At 31.0% G+C, this 20,355-nt stretch carries 18 protein-coding genes and 1 riboswitch; of the genes, 9 read left to right on the top strand and 9 right to left on the bottom strand.

The genetic code is table 11. The features are described from left to right. Positions 1-37: 37 nt before the first annotated feature. Positions 38-1,465, bottom strand: a complete 1,428-nt coding sequence (locus tag EG57_RS0217975) for a four-carbon acid sugar kinase family protein (RefSeq protein WP_032078528.1) — start codon at positions 1,463-1,465, stop codon at positions 38-40. Between the two features lie 2 nt (positions 1,466-1,467). Then, entirely contained in the window at positions 1,468-2,427 is a 960-nt protein-coding gene (garR, locus tag EG57_RS0217970; protein WP_084572265.1) for a 2-hydroxy-3-oxopropionate reductase, read from the bottom strand. Between the two features lie 202 nt (positions 2,428-2,629). On the opposite strand from garR, the gene EG57_RS0217965 reads away from it, so the two are divergent. The 8 genes from EG57_RS0217965 to EG57_RS0217930 all read left to right on the top strand — a co-directional run bounded on the left by EG57_RS0217965 (position 2,630) and on the right by EG57_RS0217930 (position 11,516). After that, a complete protein-coding gene (locus tag EG57_RS0217965) occupies positions 2,630-3,520 on the top strand; it encodes a MurR/RpiR family transcriptional regulator (protein WP_032078526.1) in 891 nt (296 codons plus the stop codon). Between the two features lie 94 nt (positions 3,521-3,614). Further along, positions 3,615-3,714, top strand: a riboswitch (glycine riboswitch). Between the two features lie 158 nt (positions 3,715-3,872). Then, positions 3,873-4,433 (top strand): hypothetical protein, encoded by a 561-nt coding sequence (locus EG57_RS0217960; protein WP_029162160.1) that lies wholly within the window; start codon positions 3,873-3,875, stop codon positions 4,431-4,433. A gap of 184 nt (positions 4,434-4,617) precedes the next feature. Continuing rightward, on the top strand, positions 4,618-5,496 hold the full coding sequence (locus EG57_RS0217955; RefSeq protein ID WP_032078525.1) for an ATP-binding cassette domain-containing protein: 879 nt from the start codon (positions 4,618-4,620) through the stop codon (positions 5,494-5,496). Further along, the gene (locus EG57_RS0217950; RefSeq protein ID WP_032078524.1) at positions 5,497-7,728 is read left to right on the top strand and encodes a gluzincin family metallopeptidase; all 2,232 of its coding nucleotides are present in this window, start codon (positions 5,497-5,499) and stop codon (positions 7,726-7,728) included. Between the two features lie 6 nt (positions 7,729-7,734). After that, positions 7,735-8,457, top strand: a complete 723-nt coding sequence (locus EG57_RS0217945; protein ID WP_032078523.1) for a hypothetical protein — start codon at positions 7,735-7,737, stop codon at positions 8,455-8,457. A gap of 305 nt (positions 8,458-8,762) precedes the next feature. Further along, the gene (locus EG57_RS0217940) at positions 8,763-9,554 is read left to right on the top strand and encodes an ABC transporter ATP-binding protein (protein WP_032078522.1); all 792 of its coding nucleotides are present in this window, start codon (positions 8,763-8,765) and stop codon (positions 9,552-9,554) included. Between the two features lie 14 nt (positions 9,555-9,568). After that, positions 9,569-10,645: an ABC transporter substrate-binding protein gene (locus tag EG57_RS0217935; RefSeq protein ID WP_029162165.1), complete on the top strand. Its 1,077-nt coding sequence runs from the start codon at positions 9,569-9,571 to the stop codon at positions 10,643-10,645. A gap of 112 nt (positions 10,646-10,757) precedes the next feature. Beyond that, complete coding sequence (locus tag EG57_RS0217930) at positions 10,758-11,516, top strand: ABC transporter permease (RefSeq protein WP_032078521.1); 759 nt, start codon at positions 10,758-10,760, stop codon at positions 11,514-11,516. 143 nt (positions 11,517-11,659) lie between these two features. On the opposite strand, the gene EG57_RS0217925 is transcribed toward EG57_RS0217930, so the two are convergent. The 6 genes from EG57_RS0217925 to EG57_RS0217900 form a co-directional block, all read right to left on the bottom strand. Next, positions 11,660-12,490, bottom strand: coding sequence for a phosphoenolpyruvate hydrolase family protein (locus EG57_RS0217925; RefSeq protein ID WP_032078520.1), 831 nt, complete (start codon positions 12,488-12,490; stop codon positions 11,660-11,662). A 28-nt stretch (positions 12,491-12,518) separates the two neighbouring features. Continuing rightward, a complete protein-coding gene (locus EG57_RS0217920; protein ID WP_032078519.1) occupies positions 12,519-13,727 on the bottom strand; it encodes a Tm-1-like ATP-binding domain-containing protein in 1,209 nt (402 codons plus the stop codon). A gap of 160 nt (positions 13,728-13,887) precedes the next feature. Continuing rightward, entirely contained in the window at positions 13,888-15,081 is a 1,194-nt protein-coding gene (locus EG57_RS0217915; protein WP_032078518.1) for a phosphoenolpyruvate hydrolase family protein, read from the bottom strand. A gap of 64 nt (positions 15,082-15,145) precedes the next feature. Then, positions 15,146-15,712, bottom strand: a complete 567-nt coding sequence (locus EG57_RS0217910) for an SF0329 family protein (RefSeq protein WP_032078517.1) — start codon at positions 15,710-15,712, stop codon at positions 15,146-15,148. A gap of 27 nt (positions 15,713-15,739) precedes the next feature. Beyond that, on the bottom strand, positions 15,740-16,804 hold the full coding sequence (locus EG57_RS0217905) for a methylcobamide--CoM methyltransferase (protein WP_032078516.1): 1,065 nt from the start codon (positions 16,802-16,804) through the stop codon (positions 15,740-15,742). Between the two features lie 168 nt (positions 16,805-16,972). Beyond that, a complete protein-coding gene (locus tag EG57_RS0217900; RefSeq protein ID WP_242859877.1) occupies positions 16,973-17,641 on the bottom strand; it encodes a helix-turn-helix transcriptional regulator in 669 nt (222 codons plus the stop codon). A gap of 578 nt (positions 17,642-18,219) precedes the next feature. Between EG57_RS0217900 and EG57_RS0217895 the strand changes: the two genes are divergently transcribed. After that, entirely contained in the window at positions 18,220-19,518 is a 1,299-nt protein-coding gene (locus EG57_RS0217895) for an aromatic amino acid transport family protein (RefSeq protein WP_032078514.1), read from the top strand. Between the two features lie 176 nt (positions 19,519-19,694). On the opposite strand, the gene EG57_RS25560 is transcribed toward EG57_RS0217895, so the two are convergent. Continuing rightward, on the bottom strand, positions 19,695-20,261 hold the full coding sequence (locus tag EG57_RS25560) for a TetR/AcrR family transcriptional regulator (protein WP_052038002.1): 567 nt from the start codon (positions 20,259-20,261) through the stop codon (positions 19,695-19,697). Positions 20,262-20,355: the final 94 nt, after the last annotated feature.

Here is a 20,355-nt window from a genome sequence, read left to right as displayed (position 1 = left end):
CTATAACACCTCAGATCACAAATTAAATGTATAGTTTCTATTGATTTAAAATTTCAACTGCTTCTTTCAAAGTTGTTTTAGTTCCCACATTTCCTGGAAATATAACATATGCTACACCTGGGAATTTACTTTCATCACCTGTTCTCCATACAGGTATTCCTGGTTTTATTTGACCAGCTACAGTTGCTCTTTTTACTTTAAGTCCCTTTGTTCCTACATCACTTGATGTTATTCCGCCTTTAGCAACAATGTAGTTAGGTCTTACCTTCAATTTTCCAACAATGCTTGTTACTGCATCTGAAATCTTAACAGAAAGCTTTAATTCTTCTTCCTTTTTATTTTCACCAAGATCTAACCTTTTTCTTGAAGTATAAACTGCTACAGTTTTACCTTCTGCTATAAGCTTTTCAGTTTTTTCAATAATTCCTTGAACCTCTGCTTCAAATTTTTCAGAATCTAAAACAAGATGGCAATTGAATTCAATGAACTCTATAAAATCACATTTCTTTAATTCTTCTAATTGCTCAGTAGTCTTTTTAACATGAGAACCAACTATTATTAAGCCTCCATTTTTAGAACCTTCTTTAATAAGTTCATCTCTAGTTAGTAAATTTTTATCACTTACTCCCCCTATTACCTTAGTCAAAGCAGCTGCACTTCTATACATAAAATTTTTACCTGCTTTTATTGCTTTTACTAATGCAATAGCAAATATCTTCACATCAACATAGTCTACAGCATTAACTACAACTTTATTGAAGTTTTCAACCTTTAATAATTGTTCTTTAATTTTTTCTATTTCCAAATTTCTAATGCTTTCAAGTGATATATAAGTAGTGTTTTCAGCTTTAAAAGCTCCCTTTGTTTTTTCTTCAATGTATTCACCTAATTGAGATTTTGTATACCCAAAAGTTCTATCCTTTGCAAACTCAGTTTCTCCAGCTGGCACTAAATACTCATCATATTGAACATAGTGAATGTTGTTAACAGTGAATCTTCCACCTTCTTTGAAAAATGGCATCAGTACTTCCCCATCAAATTTAACCTGCGAATTTTCTTCTATAGTTTGTTTTAAAATCTCTGTTTCAAGAGGATAGTGTCCTCTAAGAGTTGAATCTGATCTACTAATTACTATAAAATCTTTATTAAGCTTTTTAGCTACTTGTGTAATATTTAAAGACATTTCCTTATGAGCTTTTTCCGTTTCTGCTGCAGTAAAGCCTCTTGAATTTGTTAGAATAAAAAACATAGAACTTTCTTCTTTAAAACCATTTTCAATGCTATCTAATGACCAATCAGTGTAAACTGAAACATCATGGACTGTTTGTACACCAGTAGGATCATCATCAAGTACTACTATTTTTTTATCAAGTTCAGCTAATTCCTTAGTTAATAATTCATCTACAACTTTTACATCTACTGCTGGTATCTTATCAAAAACTCCTTTAGCTAGCACTTTGCTCATTATTATTGCTCCCTTCTAACTTCAACCTTTGCAATTTTTTCATAATATTGTACTATACCACCGTGATCGTCATTTTCTTTTCCATCTGCTTTTAATGCATGCATTATTTCTAATAATTGGCTGCATAATGGTAGTGGAACATCAATGCTATGAGCTGTTTCCATAACATTAGTTATATCTTTAAGATTTATTGAAATTTTTCCACCTGGTACAAAGTTTCTATCAAGTATTAAAGGAACCTTTGCATCAAGTACAACACTTCCTGCAAGTCCGCCTCTAATTGCTTGGTACATCTTTTCAACATCGATTCCAGCTTTTGCTGCAAGCACTAGTGCTTCTGACATTGCTGCAATATTTAAATTAACAATAACTTGATTTGCTAATTTTGCAGTAACTCCGCAGCCATTTGCTCCAACTAGAACAATATCTCTTCCCATAGCTTGAAGTACATCTTTAACGCTTTCAAAGACCTGTTCCTTACCACCTACCATTATGGATAATGTAGCAGCTACAGCTCCTGGTTCTCCACCACTTACAGGTGCATCTAACATTTCAATACCAAATTCAGAAAGCTCTTTTGCAATTTCTTTTGAAGCAACTGGAGTAATAGAACTCATATCGATTACAACTGAACCAGCTTTTGCACCCTTAGCAACTCCATTTTCACTCAAAACTGCTTCTCTTACATGCTTAGAATTTGGCACCATAGTAATAATTACGTCACTATTTTCTCCAACTTCCTTTGGTGATGCAGCTCCTTTAGCACCTTCAGCCACTAATTTTTCTATTGCTTCCTTGTTTATGTCATATACAGTCACCTTGTAACCAGCTTTTAAAAGATTTAATGTCATAGGTCTTCCCATTATACCTAATCCTATGAAACCAATATTTTTTTTCATAATCTCATCCTCCAATTTTTTAGTGATATCCTCAAAAGCTTTATATGCTTTTTTAGACACCATTTATTTTAATATTTTTTGTTTTAGTAATTTTATTACTTATTATTTTGTTTATCAGTAGTATTTTTACTATATTAAGAATATCAAAACATTTAAACGTTGTCAATAATTAATTTTTTGAATATTAGCTTTGTTGTTTTTTATATAATGTTTTGCTACAATTGACTTATCATAAAATAAAAGAACTTAGGGGGAATTATTAAACATGCAGGACAATCTGTTTACTACTATACGTTCACGCTATAATACTTTATCCAAAATACAAAAAAATATAGCTGACTATATTTTAAGTAATAAAAATGAAGCTGTTAGATTAACTATTAGTGATTTAGCTCAAAAATGTTCCGTTAGTGAACCTACTGTAATACGTTTTATAAATAAGCTTGATTACAATTCATATCAAACATTTCGTATAGATATGGCTGGAGAATTATCTAAAGAAAATACTACTGCAGCATCATCAAGTATCATTAATATAGCTGATGGATATCAAAATATTGAGGCTTCCGATAGCATTGAAACAGTAAAGCAAAAAGTGGTATCTTCTGCTGCTTGTGCAATAAACGATTTAAATAACATTATAAATATTGAAGATTTGAATACTGCTGTAAACCTTATCTTAAATAGCGACAGTATATTGTTTTACGGTTCAGGTGGTTCCAGTGTAATTGCAATGGATGCATATCATAAATTTATGAGAATTGGTAAAAGAGTATCCTTTGATATAAATTCCCATTTTTCACTGATAAAAACTTCTCATCTTAAAGCAGATGATGTGGTAGTTCTCATTTCACATACTGGAGAAAGCCGTGAAGTTTTGGAATGTGCTGAAAATGCTAAAAAAGCAGGTTGTAAAATCATTGGGATAACAAGTTATTTAAACTCTTCTCTTGCAAAAATATCAGATGTATCCCTATTCAGCTCAACCTATGATTTAAAATATTATACAGATGCCATGGTTTCACGACTTATACAGCTTGTTATTTTAGATATGATTTTCATTTCAGTGAGCTTAAAGATGGGCGATGAAAGTAAGAAAATGATTGAAAAATCAAGAGATGCTATTTCTGTTGCTAAAAAAAGTATTATGAAATAGATATTATACAGCCCCATACTGTGAAATCTGGGTTGAAATCAGATTAATGGGATGATATAATTAAGCCAAGATATTAAAATTTAATATTATTCGGGTGAATATAGCGTGAGATAACAATTTGTTAACCGAAGAAGCAATGATATAGTTCCACGGCTGTATCAGAAACTTTCAGGTGCCCATAGCGCTATAGGACGAAACTCTGAAAATTTGTTTAAATACAAAACCCAAGGTGTAAGATATATATTTATGTCCAAACTCTCAGGTAAAGAATACAGAGGACATGTGGTAAAAGCATAAGCTTTCCCTCATGTCCTTATTTTATTGCCAAGAATTATTTAAAGGAGGAATTTTTATGAATAAAGAATTATATGAGGTTGAAAAATTTTTAAGCCAGTATGGAATGAAATTAGGCGAAAATAACTGCATAACCAATAGCTTACTAAAGCAATTAAATAGAAAAAATATCATAGCACGTTCTATGCGATGTGTATATATTTTAGATAACTTTATAATTAAAGTTTCATCTGATGCTACAGGATTTTCTTTACCTGTAGGAGCAGACCAATGTATTAACGAATTTAAAATCTATACATCAAATGATGAAAAACTTGAAAACTTTAAAGATATATTATGCCCAGTATATGCAATATATAAAAGCAAATTTTTATATTTGACTGTCCATAAACGTTTAATTCCTATAGATACTAGTACAGATTCTGATGAGACAATATATGGATATATAGAAAAGGAAAAAAATTTTTCAAATCACAAAACTTTTCTCTCAAAATTAGAGAAGTTTAAAAATTTATTTGTAACTAAATCTCCTCAATTACAAAATGAGTACTGCAAGGTTAATTCCTTCGGGTATGATGAAAACAACAACCTATATGTTCTTGACTATGGGATGTTGTAGGATTATACGGGAGCATTCTTAGATTTGTGTAAATCAAATCCAAGGATGCTCCCGTATTTTTATCCAATATTTTTAGGTTTCTTAGAGTGACTAATCTCTCACCAAAAAGTCACGGAGATGTAAGTTGAAAATTCTATTATATAAGTAAAACATAAAAATATACTAAAAGGAGTGTAACACATTTATGAAAATCAATATCAAAAACGTGAGCATGACATACAAAACAGGAAAAAAGGCGCTAAGTAACATAAACTTAGAAGTTAAAAGCCCTAATTTTATAGGACTTTTGGGTCCAAATGGTGCTGGAAAAAGTACCTTTATGAAACTATTGGTATCGAAGATAATACCAACAACTGGCGAGATAACTGTTGATGGCAAACCAATACAAGAACACGAAAAAGAACTCAGAAAGCAGTTAGGCTATTTGCCTCAAAGCTTTGGTTTGTATGACGAATTAACAGTTTATGAGTTTTTAGATTACATGTGTGCATTAAAAGAAATTAAAAAAAATGTGAAAGGTATTATCAGACAAGCTATTGAACAGACCAATTTGAAAGAAAAAAGAAACTTTAAAATTAAAACTCTTTCAGGTGGTCAGAGACAGCGTGTTGGTATAGCACAAGTATTACTTGGAAATCCCGAACTTATCATTTTAGATGAACCTACAGTTGGACTTGACCCAGAAGAGAGAATTAAATTCAGAAATGTATTTTCACAAACTGCAAATGACAAAATAGTGTTACTTTCCACTCACATCATCGATGATATACAAGCCATTTGCAATAGAATTATAATCATTAATAACGGCATGATTTTGTTTGACGGAACTTCACCAGATTTAATAAAAGCTGTGCACGGACATGTTGGTTTTATTGAGGAAAAAAATAACGAAGCTTTAGAAAAAAGAATTGGAGATAAGTACAAAATTACATCTAAATTGTTTACAGGTAATGGTATCTCTTGTCGTGTTATTGGTAAAGAAATAGAAGGTTCTATTCCACTTATCGAGCCTACTCTCGAAGATGCGTACACATATGTCATACACAATGGGGGTGTTCATTAAATGAAAAATGCATTCTTTGCCTATGAAACAAAGAGGATTCTGAAGTCTAGATTTACTCAAATAATAATTTTGCTTACATCAGTTTTTCCTTTGATTGTCGCACTACTTTCTCCATACATCTCAGAAAGTATTAGTCAATTATTGGAGGTAAAAAGCTTTACTCTTTTGTCTCAAATCATACTTTTGCCAGCAAAAGCAGGGGCAGTAATCTCAACCTTTGCGTTTATTGCACTAACAGTTTTCGAATTTGACAAAATACTTAGGTTTAGAGTTAATTATATAATTGAGCCAATATCAAGCTCTATAAAGATAAATTTAACTAAAATTGCAGGTTTAATGTGCGCTGGTGTTATTTCAACAGTGATGGCGATGATATTTATGATTCCTCACTATATATTTAATATGGGCAGTTTAAGCAATTTCAGTTACTTCTTACTCAGTTACTCCATAATAATTTTTGGTTCCGTTGTGCTAACAATTCTTATGACCGCAGGATTTTATCTTGTTTTTAGAAATGTTAATATAACCTGCATTATTATGATTTTAGCTGTGCTTTTTAGTTTTTTAACAGGAAATATTAATTATCAATATATGTGGGTTCAGACAGCTGCTAGTGGACTTTCCGAAAATTTCGGAAGCGGGAATATCGTTTTGGGAATGCTCTGGAATAGGTTGTTTGGATTATCAATAGCCATGTCCATATTTTTATTCGGAATGTTGTGCAATAGATGTTATGAAAAAGGACTATTTAAATCTATCTTTAAAAACTGCAGAAAATATAAATTATTACCCATTTGCTTTTTAGTTTCTCTTTTGGGAGCATTTTTTGTTTTTCAAAATGAACCAATTTTTAAATCATTTTCGCTTACAGATCTGGCGTCAACATTGATTAATGGTAAAAAAGAAACGCCTGTAAACAATAGTGTCATAGGAACTTCAAATATACTTGTAGATCTTAAGATAGAAAAAGACAAAAAGTGTGCGACAGGAGCTTACCTTCAAGAACTGCAAAACGGAACTGATAAGCCTCAAAACATATATTTTGAATTAGCAGATGGTTACCACATTAATGAGATGAAGTTAAACAATGTAGACATAAACTACATCAAGGTTTCACCAAAGGTTTTGAGCAGTGCAAAACGTGGAAATGTTTTTGAAATAAGCATTCCCAAAAGTACTAAAGCTAAACTAAGTATAAAGTATTCAGGGACACCGAAAGCCTTAAATGTAACTAATGATTTTTCTGAAGGAATTAACAAAAATTATGTAAGCTTAGGGCATGCTAAATACATTGCTCCTTTTGTTTGTGTTGAACAAAAGGATAGGATTATTGAAGGGTCAATAAAAATAGACTCAAAGTTTACAGTCATAACGGAGGGAGATAAAAATCGCAAAATTTCTGAGAAAGATGGTCTTACTACTTGGAGTTTTTCTTGCAATAAACTAAATGATTTATCTTTGAAAGCCGGAGCATATGGAATATTTGAAAGAAATGTAAGTGGCACAAATGTAGAGTTTTTCTATCCATTATCTGCGAGAAAAGAATTTGAATCTAGGGGAAGTGATACACTTGATATATTCTCATTCTTTTCAGAAAAATTTGGACCACTAAGTAGAAATAGTCTTAAAGTAGTTGTAACATCAGGAGTACAAGGTGGAACTGGAGTTCAACAGGGAAATATTTCTTGGATTGCTGAAGATTGTTTAAATAAAAAATCCAACAAGAATTTATCTCAAGCTTCTTCTTCTGACACTTTTGCTACGATGACTCATGAAATTGCTCATCAATGGTGGGGTGGTGGAATAGATGCATCTAACGCAAACAGCAATAATGAAATAGATAAAAATCACAGTGAATGGTCAAATGAAGCTTTTGCGGATTTTAGCACCTATTTATTCTTGAAAAACAAATTTGGAAAAGATTATGCAGAAAGTTTATTGGTAAAAAAGTGGAAAAAAGGAGCAAACGAATTGAATCGAAACTTTTATCAAAGAAATCCTGCATACATGAACAAACTATCAATGCTTCCAAAATATTTCGTTACATTAATTTTGAAGGATCGTAAAATTTATCATCTAGCACCACTTGAAATTTACAATGTTTATAATAACATTGGTGAAGAAAATTATTTTAATTCCATGAAAGTTATTTACCAAGAATATTACGGTAAAAAAGATAAAAAACTATCTTTTTCTGATTTTTTAAATATTACTGGTGCTAAAAGGAGGTAGTGGTCAATGGATATGAAAATTCTTAAATACGAACTAAAGAGAATAATTTTTTCAAAGATATTTGTTATAACTTTCATAATTGCACTTTTCTTTTCAGTGATTGATCTATATACAAAAATAATACAGGGTATTTCTGGTACGGCACCTTTTTCAAAGTGGAGCTATTGCAAGTTTTTATGTGACATAAATACGATTATGTTATTAATTCTTATGCTCACTTGCACAGGACTTTTCTCTAGAAATGAACAAAGAGTAAGGGAAATTACTTCATGTACATCTTTACCAGAAAAAAAGTATTTAACCACAAAAAATTTAGCTTTGCTTATTTCTTATTTAATTATTGCAATGTGTTGCATTTTTATAAGTGTAGTATTTTATAAGACAATTTTTAATTTTACAAATTTTCAAAACTTTTTGTTACCAATTTTAATAATACTACTTCCCACTTTTGCATTTGTTTTTGGAACAAGTATGTTTTTAGGAAGCAAAAACCAAATTTTCCTTTATGTTTGGATTCCAATTGTTTTGGTTTTGTCACTTGTAAATTTTAACAACGCACCTTTTATTGATATTTTTGCCAAAGGATATATAAGTTATATGCCTACAATTCTACCTGTTGATGGTCTTGGTGAACCTGTTTTTATTCTATCTTCACATTTTATAATTAGTAGGCTTATATTTACTCTAGTAGGAATAATGTTGTATTTAGCTTCATTTAAAAAGCTTTAGCTAGCTTGTTATTATAAAAACAAATAGAACCTATATCTAATATAGAATTTATCGATTAGACAAATTTACTTTAATTATGATAATATCAATCCGTATTGTATAATTATCTACATGTTTTGTTGTCTTGTGTTTATTATTTTACTGTATTTGTAAATTTTATTATCATAATATTTTATTGTAGTTTAATTATTTAAATTAAATTTCAATAAATATCCTATTTTTTATATAAGCACTACTTAAGTTATACATGAAAATTTGTATAAATAGTCGCAGCATAAACAATATAAGGAAAGGGGGGTAAATTTATGCTTAATGTATCTGTAAACGATTTGAGCTTTTCTTACGATAAAGACCCAATATTAGGTGATATCAATATGAATGTTAAAGCTGGAGCATTTGTCTGCTTACTCGGCCAATCTGGCTGCGGAAAAAGCACACTTCTCCGTTTGCTTGCAGGTTTGGAAAAGCCAAATTCCGGAGAAATTCTTGTGGACAATGAACCAGTTACAAAAGCAAGTCTGCAAAGAGGTGTAGTTTTTCAAGACTATGGCCTTTTTCCATGGATGAGTGTGGGGGAAAATATTACAATAGCACTTAAACAAAAATTTAAGAATATGAATTCAGAAGAACGAAAGGCTGAAGCACTTAGAAGAATGAAGGATGTTGAGCTAGCTGAGTCAAATTTTGACAAGTTTCCTAAGGAACTTTCAGGCGGCATGAAGCAACGATGTGCAATAGCTCGAGCTTTTGCTATAGATCCTCCAATTCTTTTGATGGACGAGCCTTTTGGAGCTTTGGATGCAGTAACAAGAGCCAAGCTACAAGACCTAATTTTAGACTTGTGGAAAAAAGAAACTGTAAGTCGTAAAACAATTTTCTTTGTTACTCATGATGTGGATGAAGCATTACTTTTAGCAACTGATATCTTTGTGTTAGGTCAATCACCAAGCAAAATCATCTACAAATACTCATTTAATAATGAGAAAAATCTGAATAGAGAAACAATGTATGATAATCCTCAGGCTATGCAGTTACGTAATGATTTGATAAAAGTCATCCATAATGAGATTCAAATAAAAACAAATAATAAAATATGAAAAGAGGTATGAAAGTGAAAAAAATTTTTAAAACTATAGCATTATTAGCCATAGCAATGTTATCTCTAACAGCTTGCGCTACAAAATCTAACAACACAAGCAATAAAAGCAGTTCTGAAAAAAAGACTACCCATAAGGTTAAATTGGCAGCCCAAGCAACCTCTGGTCAAGTATTTCAGTTTCTTGCTGAGGACAAGGGATACTTAAAAGAAGAAGGTATTGATGTTGAGCTTAAATACATAAATAACGGCACAGATGCTTTCCAAGCTTTAAGTTCAGGTCAGGTTGACGTTATTTCTACATATGGTACTGGTGGTCCTTTGATTCAAATTGCAAAAGGCCAAGATTTCACTATGTTTGGTGGCTATATGATTATTGGTGCCACTCCTGTTTTTGCAAATCCAAATACAACATATAAAAGCGTGGAAGATTTCCGCGGCAAGAAAATTGCTATTATGAGAGGTGGAACTCCAGACATCGTACTAAAAGGTATTTTATATGATGCAGGCTTTGATCTAAAAAAAGATGTTACTTTTATTGAAATGAAAAAGAATACAGATGTTATGGAAGCAGTGCGCAGCGGTCAAGCAGATTTTGGTTCAGTATCTACAGGTTTTGAACTTCAAATTGCTAAGGCTGGAATGAAAATCGTTATGTGGCCTGATGAATTGTGGCCTGATCACTCTTGCTGCCGTATGATCGCAAAAACAAGCTGGCTTAAAGAAAATCCTGAAGCTGCACAAAAGCTGCTTCGTGCATACCTAAGAGCTGAAGAAGCAATGCAGAAAGATGGAGGCATGAATAGAGTTGTTGAGCTAACAACTCAAAAATTGGATATGTCTCCTGAAACAGCAAAAAGCTTCTTGCTTAGTCCACATATGAAATATGATACAGACCCATATAAAAACAGTATAATAAAAATGTGGCAGAAGATGAATGGCTTTGGATACATAACTGATCCTAAAGTTAAAGTTGAAGATCATATTGATACAGCTAATTATAAAGCAGCTTTAGATTCTTTAATCAAGGATTATCCAAATAGCGAATTCTTCAAGAAGAAGTTAGAAGCTTTTAAGAAAAATAATTTATAAATCTTAATTATACAATCAACTGAGATAAGCTTGGTATGCAGCTTCATGCCAAGCTTATCTTTTACATAAGAATTTCAAACCTAAATATAATGATTTAAAAAGGAGCGTTGGCATGAAAAAATTTATTAAAGATAGATTGGGTATGATTCTAATTTTTATAGGACTGATATTATTATATGAGATTGCAACTGATGTTTTTAGCATACTGGATCCATTTTTATTTCATGGACTTAGCAAAGTCTTACCAGAATTCACTTCACATTTAGGCCAACTGATGCAGGGTTTGATAAGCTCCCTAGGATTGCTTATACCAGCATATATTATGGCGGTAACCTTAGGAATAAGTTTAGGTGTTCTTATTGGCTTAAAAAAGTTACTTAGAAAAAATATTACACCATACATTAATGGGTTCAGTGCTATTCCAGCGACCCTTTTGACACCTTATGCAATTCACATTTTTTCCTCCTTCAGATATGCATCCATATTTATTATCTTTTTAGGAGCATTTTGGCCAATACTTGGTACCACCGTTAATGCAACTATGACTATTGACAAAAGATATTTAGAAAATGCAGCTACATTAGAAATAACTGGAATGGAAAAAATGTTCAAAGTTGTACTTCCTGCTGCTTCTCCATCAATACTTTCAGGCTGTGCTGTTGCACTTAAATTTTCCTTTGTATTGCTTACAGTGGCGGAAATGTTCGGAGCAACTTCAGGTATGGGCTATTTTGTTCAATATTACTCTGACTTCGCAAGATTTGATCTTGTAAGTGCAGGATTTATTTTTATTGCTATTGTGTTAGTTGGTATAATGTACTTGTTCGATTTAATAAAATGCAGAATTTTACGCTGGACTATAAACAACTAATACTTAGTCTTTAATAATCACTTGATTTAGAAAAGATAATCTTGTTAATATCTTATATATTGTTAAAAAATAGTAGAAAGTCACTCTTAAATTTTTAAAGCCCCTTGATCATTCAAGGGGCTTAGAGATTTTTATCTGTTTTATTATTTCTTTATAGTCTTAAATGCCTCAGTCTGAGATTTTATCCCTTTCTCTGCTGCAAATCTTTCAATACTTGAAGCACCAAAGAATCCATCAATTCCTTCTGTTTTTTCTATTACATATGCAGCATCTTCTGGTTCTGCAATAGGCCCTCCATGACAAATTACCATGATATCTGGATTAACTTCTCTTCCTGCTTTAATAATAGCTTCTATTTTTTCTACACAATCATCCAATGTTAGCGCTGTTTGTGCTCCAATTGTACCTTTTGTAGTTAATCCCATATGTGCAACTAATATATCAGCACCTGCTTCTGCCATTGCTTTTGCTTGATCAGGATCAAATACATAAGGAGTTGTAAGCATGTCAAGCTCATGCGCTTTTCTTATCATTTCAACTTCTAGACCATATCCCATGCCAGTTTCCTCTAAGTTTTGTCTAAATACACCATCAATTAATCCTACTGTAGGAAAATTTTGAACTCCTGCAAAACCTTGATCTTTTAATTCTTTCAGAAAAATTTCCATTACTCTAAATGGATCAGTTCCACAAACACCAGCAAGTACTGGAGTATCTTTTACAACTGGAAGTACTTCTGATCCCATTTCAACTACAATCTTATTAGCATCTCCATAAGATAATAAACCTGCAAGAGAACCTCTTCCTGCCATTCTGTATCTACCTGAATTATAAACTATAAGAATATTTGCTCCACCAGCTTCACTAAATTTAGCTGTAATACCTGTGCCAGCTCCTACCCCAAGTAGTATTTCTCCATTTTTAACCTGTTCTCTAAACTTTGCCATAATTTCACTTCTTGTCATTTTATTCATTATTAAATCCTCCCATATCTTAAATTTATTATTTCTTCATCATATCTATCAATTTTTGTGCTGCAGCTTCTGCAAACTTCACATCATTGATATCACAATCCATTTCTACTATTTCCACAACATTTCTGTTTACATCATTTCTCAATATATTAAATAATACCTTATCTTCCTCTGGTCCATAAAAAGGTTGACCTTCTATATCAATAGCCGATACCCCTTTTAAAGGTATAAATAAGGCTGTTTTTTCTTTAGATAGATTTAACTTTTCAGCAAGCTTCAAACCAATTTCTTGATTTTCCTCTTTATTTGTTCTCATAAGGGTTACTGTTGGATTATGCTTATATAAATTACGAGATAAAAACTTCTCTGGTACACTTTCATATGGACCAAAATTGCACATATCAATAGCACCTACTGACACAACCTGTGGCACATGATTTTTAGCTGCTGCCTCCAGACGATGAGGTCCTGCATTCAAAACACCACCAATAATTTCATCTGCCCATTCTGTAGTAGTAAGGTCTAATACACCTTCAATAAAACCTCCATTTATAAGTGCTTCCATTGATCGTCCTCCAATGCCTGTTGCATGAAATACAAGAACTTCATATCCTCTTTTTTCAAGATATTCTCTTGCAGCTGTTATACATGGTGTTGTTACCCCAAACATAGTGGCTGCAACTAACGGCTTTTTCTCCACAACCTTTGTGTTTTCAAATTTAAGCATACCTACAATTGCAAATACTGCATTTGTAAAGATTTTTGTTGAAATTGAATTAAGACCTGCAACATCTACCACAGAAGGCATCATAATAATATCACTAGTACCTACATAAGGTTCAGTATTTCCTGAGGCTACTGTTGAAACCATAATCTTTGGCACACCTATAGGCAGCGCCCTCATAGCTGGAGTTACTAGTGAAGTTCCTCCTGTTCCTCCAAAAGAGATAATACCATCAAACTTACCCTGTTTATATAACTCTGGCAGTAACTTTTCCATACCTTTTGATAATAGCTCTGTTGCTAATGCCCTATCTTTTTTCGATACTAAAGTTTCTATATTTGTACCTGCTGCCTCAGCGACTTCACTGTTTGATATATCCGGTTCAAAGGTTGGCTTAAATACACCTGTATGAATGGTAAAAGTACATAAACCTAAGCTTTCAATTAGTTCTTTTACGTATAAATATTCATCACCTTTAGTGTCAAATGTTCCTGCTATGGCAATTGTCTTCATTTTTTTACCTCCCTTAATATAAATCCACTCTTATTTAGCCTGTACAATGCTAAATAACTCCCCGGAGAACGTTCTCATAAAAAAAGTATGATCAACTACAAGTTAATCATACTTTTTTTACACACTTATGTAAACGTTGTTATGTACTATATTTTTGTGTTTATGTCATAAAACTCTGTTTATATTGTTTTGGAGAACAACCTTTATACTTTTTAAACATTTTGCTAAACTGAGCATAATCCTGATAACCAACTAATGGTGCTAAATCTGATAATTGTATATTTTCTTTATTTATAATTTCTGCTGCTCTATTTATGCGAAACTTAACCAAATACTCTGGAAAACTACAGCCAACTTCTTTTTTAAACAAGCTACTTAGGTAACCTCTGGATACATGGGCAACTTTGGCTAAATCCAAAAATGAGATTTGATTCATATAATTTTCAGCTACATATTTCTTTACAAATTCAACATAATTATAATGCTTTGTAACTCCATCTAACATTTTAACCATTAAATCTTCTTCATCAAGCTGTGTTGATACTTTAAAAGCTTTTGTTATATTTGTAATAGATTTTTCTGATGGAATTCTCTCAAAAGCTGATCCTCCTATGTATCCCATTAAATCTTCATTATTATTATACATATATTGAACATCAATTGGTGTTTTTACAGGTCCACCATATATTAATTTAATTACATTAGGATTTAGCTCATTGCATTTATTAAATATATTTTCAGCTTTAACTTTTGCAGCTTCTAAGGAAAAAACCTTTTTTGCTCCAAGTAATCCCCCTCCTGTTAAACCTAAATGTACACAAATAACATCAGCACCTGCACTAATCATTTGCTCTGCTTGCGCTTCGTTAAATACAAAAGCAACTGTAAACATGTTTTTTTTATGAGCTATTCTTATTGCTTCTACTTCAGTTAAATAATCACATCCATGTTCCTCAAGAGCTTCACCAAACTTACCATCTAAAATTCCAACAGTAGGATAATTATTAATACCTGAAAATCCCATATTGTTTATTTTATCTATATAATCTTCCATATCCTTCATAGGATCAGTTGCATTAAAACCAAAGATAATAGGTATATCTTTTACTAGTGGTATTATTTCTTTTGAAGCAAAATCCATTACCATATCATTACTATTACAAAATGGCAAAAATCCTGCTAGTGAACTTCTCCCCATTTGACGAAATCTACCTGAGTTTAAAACCAAAAGAAAATCAGCTCCACCCTTTTCAGCATACTTCGCTGTCATTCCCGTACCTGTTGCTACACCAACAATACGTTTTCCATTTTTTATTTGTATTTTGATATTCTCCAATAACTTTTCTCTATCCATGCTTTAAAGACCTCTTAATAAAACTTAATCACATGTTCATCAAATTCTAAATCATTTCTTTACATCAAACACTAAGACGCAGTTCATAAAAATATTGTACAATTGGGTGCTTCAATCTCATTTTTTCATCCATCTTTAAAAGCCGCTTTTTTCCAACTCTCCTGTCCACCAATGCCAAAACATTTAATAAGATATCATTACTATCTAAACTTTCCTCTATAGAAATAGTTAAAAATTTATTCACTACAACATTGAAATTTGATTTACATAATGCTGACTGTGCAGATAGTATTTCCTTTGCATATTCTGATACTTTTCTATTTCTTGCAATTACTTTTAATCTATCCTCTGGGACTGGCCCCTTAATATCATTTCTCACCATTTCAATTTCCTCATTGTTAATATGGATTTGAATATCTTGATCATTTTTTATTTCCTGTTCTGTCTTATACCATTTGATTAAGGTGCTTGTATCACTCATATTGAATATGTTCTTTTTATCTACTTTTATATAACATTGCCCAGCTTTATCAGATAAATATCTATAGCTAGTTGCACCATATTCTACCCTACCATATAATGCAGGACAAAGAAAACTCTCTAAACTTTGTTTCATTTTGCTCCAGCTCATAAATCCCTCCTGATTTTCACCAAAATATTATCTTCCAATAGAAACTCTTCCACTATATTTTTTAGTTGCTTCTATAACTGCCTTTATATTTTCAATTGGAGCACCACCAGGAATATCACATCCAGATCCAACTATATAGCCATTTGGACTATCTGCTGCTTTTTCTATACAATTTTTAACTTCTCTATAAACATCTTCTACTGTTCCATTTCTTATGATTGAAACTGGATCAATATTTCCAACCAAACACACCTTATCTCCTAGAGCGTTTTTAACTTCTTCTATATCTTCACAGTTGTCAACACTAAAAGCTGATATATTTAAATCCCGCAGATCGTTCCAAATTCCTTTTGTTTTTCCACATATATGAAGTGATGGCTTTTGACCAGTTATCTTATACATGCCATCTATCATTTTACTAAGATGTGGTTTTGAAAATTCCCTAAACTGCTTAGGACTTATTAAATTTCCACAGGATATAGGATCACCTATTCCACATGTCAATCCGTGCTCTCTGTAAACGGCTTCAACATACGATAAATTACACTCTACTATAAAGTCCAATAGCTTATGTACAGCTTCTTTATTTTGTATAAAATCCTTCATAAGATTTTCTGTTCCTCTAATGGCAGATGCTGCACTAACAGGCCCTGATACTCCACTTCCAACACTTACTTCATTACCTAATTCTTTTTTTATTTTACCTAGAGCCTTCAATGTTATTGGAAGTCGTCCATCTTTATAAGGATTTACAACATCCATATTATCTAACATTTTGTAATCTTTTAAAACAGGATCTATTAAAAATGAGGCTCTTAAATCACTATACCCCATCTTGCTTCCAAGTGCTTCTCCTAGTCCTCTTAAAGTTACATTAATTCCACAGCTTTCCGCTCCCAATTCTCTTACTATAAACTTTTCAGACTCTAACATTTTATTAGAATCAAAATAATATTCTTCAACATTTATGCCTGCATATACTGCTGCTGTTTCTTCAAACATAATCGCACAAGGTAATCTATCTACTTCTTCACCTCTAAAATAAGCTTCTCTTCTCTCTTTAGATGTCATTTCATCTTTAAAAATCTCCACAACTCTACCTTCCTTTTATAATATTTTTGTGTTTTATGAAATTTATCTAATTCTAAATTATACTAACTTTTTCTAAGCTTTTCTACAAATATAAAAAAACAATATTAATCTATATACTATTATTTTGCATTATATATACCTTGCAATAACGACAAATTTTTCTTACTTCTAATGAGACGATTTGAATTTGTTAAGATATCTATATATTGTAGGTTCTGATACTTGAAGTGCCTTTGCAACTTCTAAAACTGCACCTTTAAGGTTAAATGTACCTTTGTCGTATAATTGTTTTACAACATAAATTTTCTCCTCAGCTGACATTCTTTGAGGATCTATGTTTACATCTCGAATTACATCAAAGATCATAGTATATAGGATGTCATCTACATTATCATAGAATTGTTCTTGGGTTTTTATATCTTCGATTTCTTTAGAAGACTCGTTGGATATAAAACATAGTTTATCCATCAGTTTTTTTACGTTATCGTACTCTTCTATATCTATGTTTATACATATTGCTCCTACTATTTCATTTTTTTCATTTTTTATAAAATAACTTGCAGATCTAAAGTTTTTGAAATTCCCCTCTGCTTTATAATTTGCCACAAAATCCTTATTTTTGTAGCTCTTATTCTGTATTATATTAAGTACTAAATTTGTAATAGGTGCCCCTATTCTCCTACCACTTAAATGTCCATTTTTTATAAATATTACAGAATGATTTGGATTCGTAACATCATGTATTAAAACTTCACAGTTATCTCCTAAAATTTCTGATATAAATTCTGCGATAGGTATATGCTTTTCAATTAATTCTCTGTCATTCAAAATTTCCACCTCACTAATAATAGTAAATTGAGCTTTTAAATGTATATAGCCCCTATTTTTTAGCATTTACAATGTATAAATACTAAGAAAGATGGCTAAAACTCGTATATATTATAACATCAAATTGAATTATTACAAACATTAAAAACATTTAATATATTTATAAAAAAGGCTAAATTAAAAAAGAACAATTTTTAAAAATTTAAACTTTCAAAATTTTAAAATTAATTTTTTATTAGACTCTATAATACAAACTTCTTATAATACTATGTTGACATTACATTTTTCGTGTGATATATTCTTATTGCAATAAAAATTTATTATATTAATAATTATTTATTCTTACGATTAAAATTTTTCAAAATATTAATGTGGAGGTGAAAATAAATAATAGGTTAAAATAATACATATTAAAAATTGATGGGTTTAGTTTAAATCTTAAGGATTTACTAATCATAATGATAACGTTTCGAGTAAAGGCAATAAATATTATCTTTAATTTAAACTAAACAAAATACTTAAAAAACATAATATTATAACTTTATCAATTTTAAAAATCGCAAAAGAAGTATAAAGGAGACGTTAAAATGATTCAAGAAAAATTACAGGACTCGAAAGAATACAAAAATCCTAATAAATGGCATAATCAAGATACAACTTGGGCAATGAGCCTTTTTGGAACAGCAATTGGAGCAGGTGTACTCTTCTTACCAATTAATGCAGGAGCAGGCGGAATATTATCTCTACTTTTAATTACTATAATTGCATTCCCTATCATGTATTTTTCACACAGAGCCATGGCAAAAATGATTTATTTTTCTAAATCTGGTGATAAGGGAATTACAGCTACTGTAAGAGAATATTTTGGAGATACAGCAAGTAAAGTTTTTGATGTTGTCTATTTCTTCTCTATTTATTCAATACTAATAATGTATGCAGTTTCATTAACTAATACTGCAAAGAGTTTTATAGAAAATCAATTACATATGCAAGCACCATCAAGAATGATATTATCACTTATTTTAGTTCTTTTTCTAATATTCATTGTAAATTTTGGACAAGATGTAACTGTAAAAGTAATGAGCTATCTTGTATATCCATTTATAGCAACTTTAGTTTTTCTATCTATATATTTGATTCCACAATGGAATGTATCAAATTTAAGTTTAGCCGGTAACTTTACACCAGCAAATGGAAACGTTGGTATTACTACTGTGTTAGGAATAGCTTGGTTTATTCTACCAATAATTGTATTTTCATTTAACCATTCTCCAATGATATCTACTTTTGTTGTTAAGCAGCGTGAAACTTATGGAATGGAAAACGTAGATCGTAAATGTGCTCAAATTCAAAAGGTATGTTATACAGTAACAATTTGTGTTGTATTGTTCTTTGTGTTCAGTACTGTTTTAAGTGTAACTTCTGCTGATCTTGCACTTGCTAAAAAAGAAAATCTACCAGTTCTTTCTTTCCTTGCTAACAAATACAAAATGCCATTATTCGCTTATGGAGCTCCTATAATTGCTTTAGTTGCAATTACAAAATCTTTCCTTGGACATTATATAGGCGCATATGAAGGTTTAGAAGATATTATTGTTCAAGGTGCTAAATCTTGCGGAAAAGATTTAAATAGTAAAACAGTTAAAAATATTATTGTTGTATTTATGATTCTTACATGTTGGTTAGTTGCTTATGCAGATCCAAGTATTCTTGATCTTATAGACATGGTTAATGCACCACTAATTGCAATAATTTTATTCTTATTACCTATGTACGCAATATACAAAGTGCCAACACTATCTAAATACAGAAAAAATTTAAGCAATATATTTGTTATTGTTGTTGGATTACTAGTAGTTTTATCAAGTATTAAAGCATTCTTCTAAAATTATTTAGAAATACATATCAGCTTATAAATAAAATCAATATTATATCACTAAATAACTTTATAGATTTAACAGGATAACCCCCTTGATTACTCGAGGGGGTTTATGATCTTTACTCCTCTTCATCCTTTGAATAAATAAAATCATTATCTATTAAATCCTGCTTAAATATAGTTCTACAGTTCCTTAACATCATAAACTAAAGGATTTATCAACTTTAATACAAGCTCTGCAAGCTGTGCAGGAGTTTCTGTAAAATTATTCTCCAGCCAATGAGCTTTTACTTGAACTAAACCACCTAATAGAAAATGTTTCATATATGATATTTCTAAATCAGAGCTTGCATACAGTTTAATAATTGCTTGGTCAAAATATTTGCCCATATAGGGATAATAGAAATCCATAACTTTATGATTCACCTTACTTTTTTTTACTAATAACAAAAAATTCTTATTTTTATGCCAATAATGAAAATAAGTCACTAATATTTTATACATATTCTTTTGAGGCATTTGCTCTATTTCATCAAAACAGTCTTTATATAATTTTTTTACATATTCATGAAGTACTTCTTCCTTTGTATTAAAATTTCTATAAAAGGTTTGACGAGTTAAATCAGCCTTTTTTATTATTTCTGTGATTGTAATTTTATTAAATTCTTTTTCTTTCATTATAGTTAAAAGAGCTTCTGTAATCCACATTTTGGATCTTAATGCTGTGATATTTTGTGTTTCCTTTTTCATAAAAGTTACACTCCTTTCTATAATGTATCACTTATAGTCGCTTGCGGAATTTCGCAAGCGTTGATTCGCCTAACTTTTTAGCCGTTAGGCTTTT

Source organism: Clostridium drakei (genome assembly GCF_000633595.2).
Taxonomy (GTDB): Bacteria; Bacillota; Clostridia; order Clostridiales; family Clostridiaceae; genus Clostridium_AM; species Clostridium_AM drakei.
This window is presented reverse-complemented; position numbering and strand designations above follow the sequence as displayed.

Excerpts from the sequence above, each read along its gene's own strand:
- EG57_RS0217930 (WP_032078521.1), top strand. The coding sequence starts at position 10,758 with ATGAAAAAATTTATTAAAGATAGATTGGGTATGATTCTAATTTTTATA.
- EG57_RS0217895 (WP_032078514.1), top strand. The coding sequence starts at position 18,220 with ATGATTCAAGAAAAATTACAGGACTCGAAAGAATACAAAAATCCTAAT.
- EG57_RS0217950 (WP_032078524.1), top strand. The coding sequence starts at position 5,497 with ATGAAAAATGCATTCTTTGCCTATGAAACAAAGAGGATTCTGAAGTCT.
- EG57_RS0217915 (WP_032078518.1), bottom strand. The coding sequence starts at position 15,081 with ATGGATAGAGAAAAGTTATTGGAGAATATCAAAATACAAATAAAAAAT.
- EG57_RS0217925 (WP_032078520.1), bottom strand. The coding sequence starts at position 12,490 with ATGAATAAAATGACAAGAAGTGAAATTATGGCAAAGTTTAGAGAACAG.
- EG57_RS0217910 (WP_032078517.1), bottom strand. The coding sequence starts at position 15,712 with ATGAGCTGGAGCAAAATGAAACAAAGTTTAGAGAGTTTTCTTTGTCCT.
- EG57_RS25560 (WP_052038002.1), bottom strand. The coding sequence starts at position 20,261 with ATGAAAAAGGAAACACAAAATATCACAGCATTAAGATCCAAAATGTGG.
- EG57_RS0217975 (WP_032078528.1), bottom strand. The coding sequence starts at position 1,465 with ATGAGCAAAGTGCTAGCTAAAGGAGTTTTTGATAAGATACCAGCAGTA.
- EG57_RS0217940 (WP_032078522.1), top strand. The coding sequence starts at position 8,763 with ATGCTTAATGTATCTGTAAACGATTTGAGCTTTTCTTACGATAAAGAC.
- EG57_RS0217920 (WP_032078519.1), bottom strand. The coding sequence starts at position 13,727 with ATGAAGACAATTGCCATAGCAGGAACATTTGACACTAAAGGTGATGAA.
- EG57_RS0217945 (WP_032078523.1), top strand. The coding sequence starts at position 7,735 with ATGGATATGAAAATTCTTAAATACGAACTAAAGAGAATAATTTTTTCA.
- EG57_RS0217965 (WP_032078526.1), top strand. The coding sequence starts at position 2,630 with ATGCAGGACAATCTGTTTACTACTATACGTTCACGCTATAATACTTTA.
- EG57_RS0217960 (WP_029162160.1), top strand. The coding sequence starts at position 3,873 with ATGAATAAAGAATTATATGAGGTTGAAAAATTTTTAAGCCAGTATGGA.
- garR (WP_084572265.1), bottom strand. The coding sequence starts at position 2,427 with ATGGTGTCTAAAAAAGCATATAAAGCTTTTGAGGATATCACTAAAAAA.
- EG57_RS0217955 (WP_032078525.1), top strand. The coding sequence starts at position 4,618 with ATGAAAATCAATATCAAAAACGTGAGCATGACATACAAAACAGGAAAA.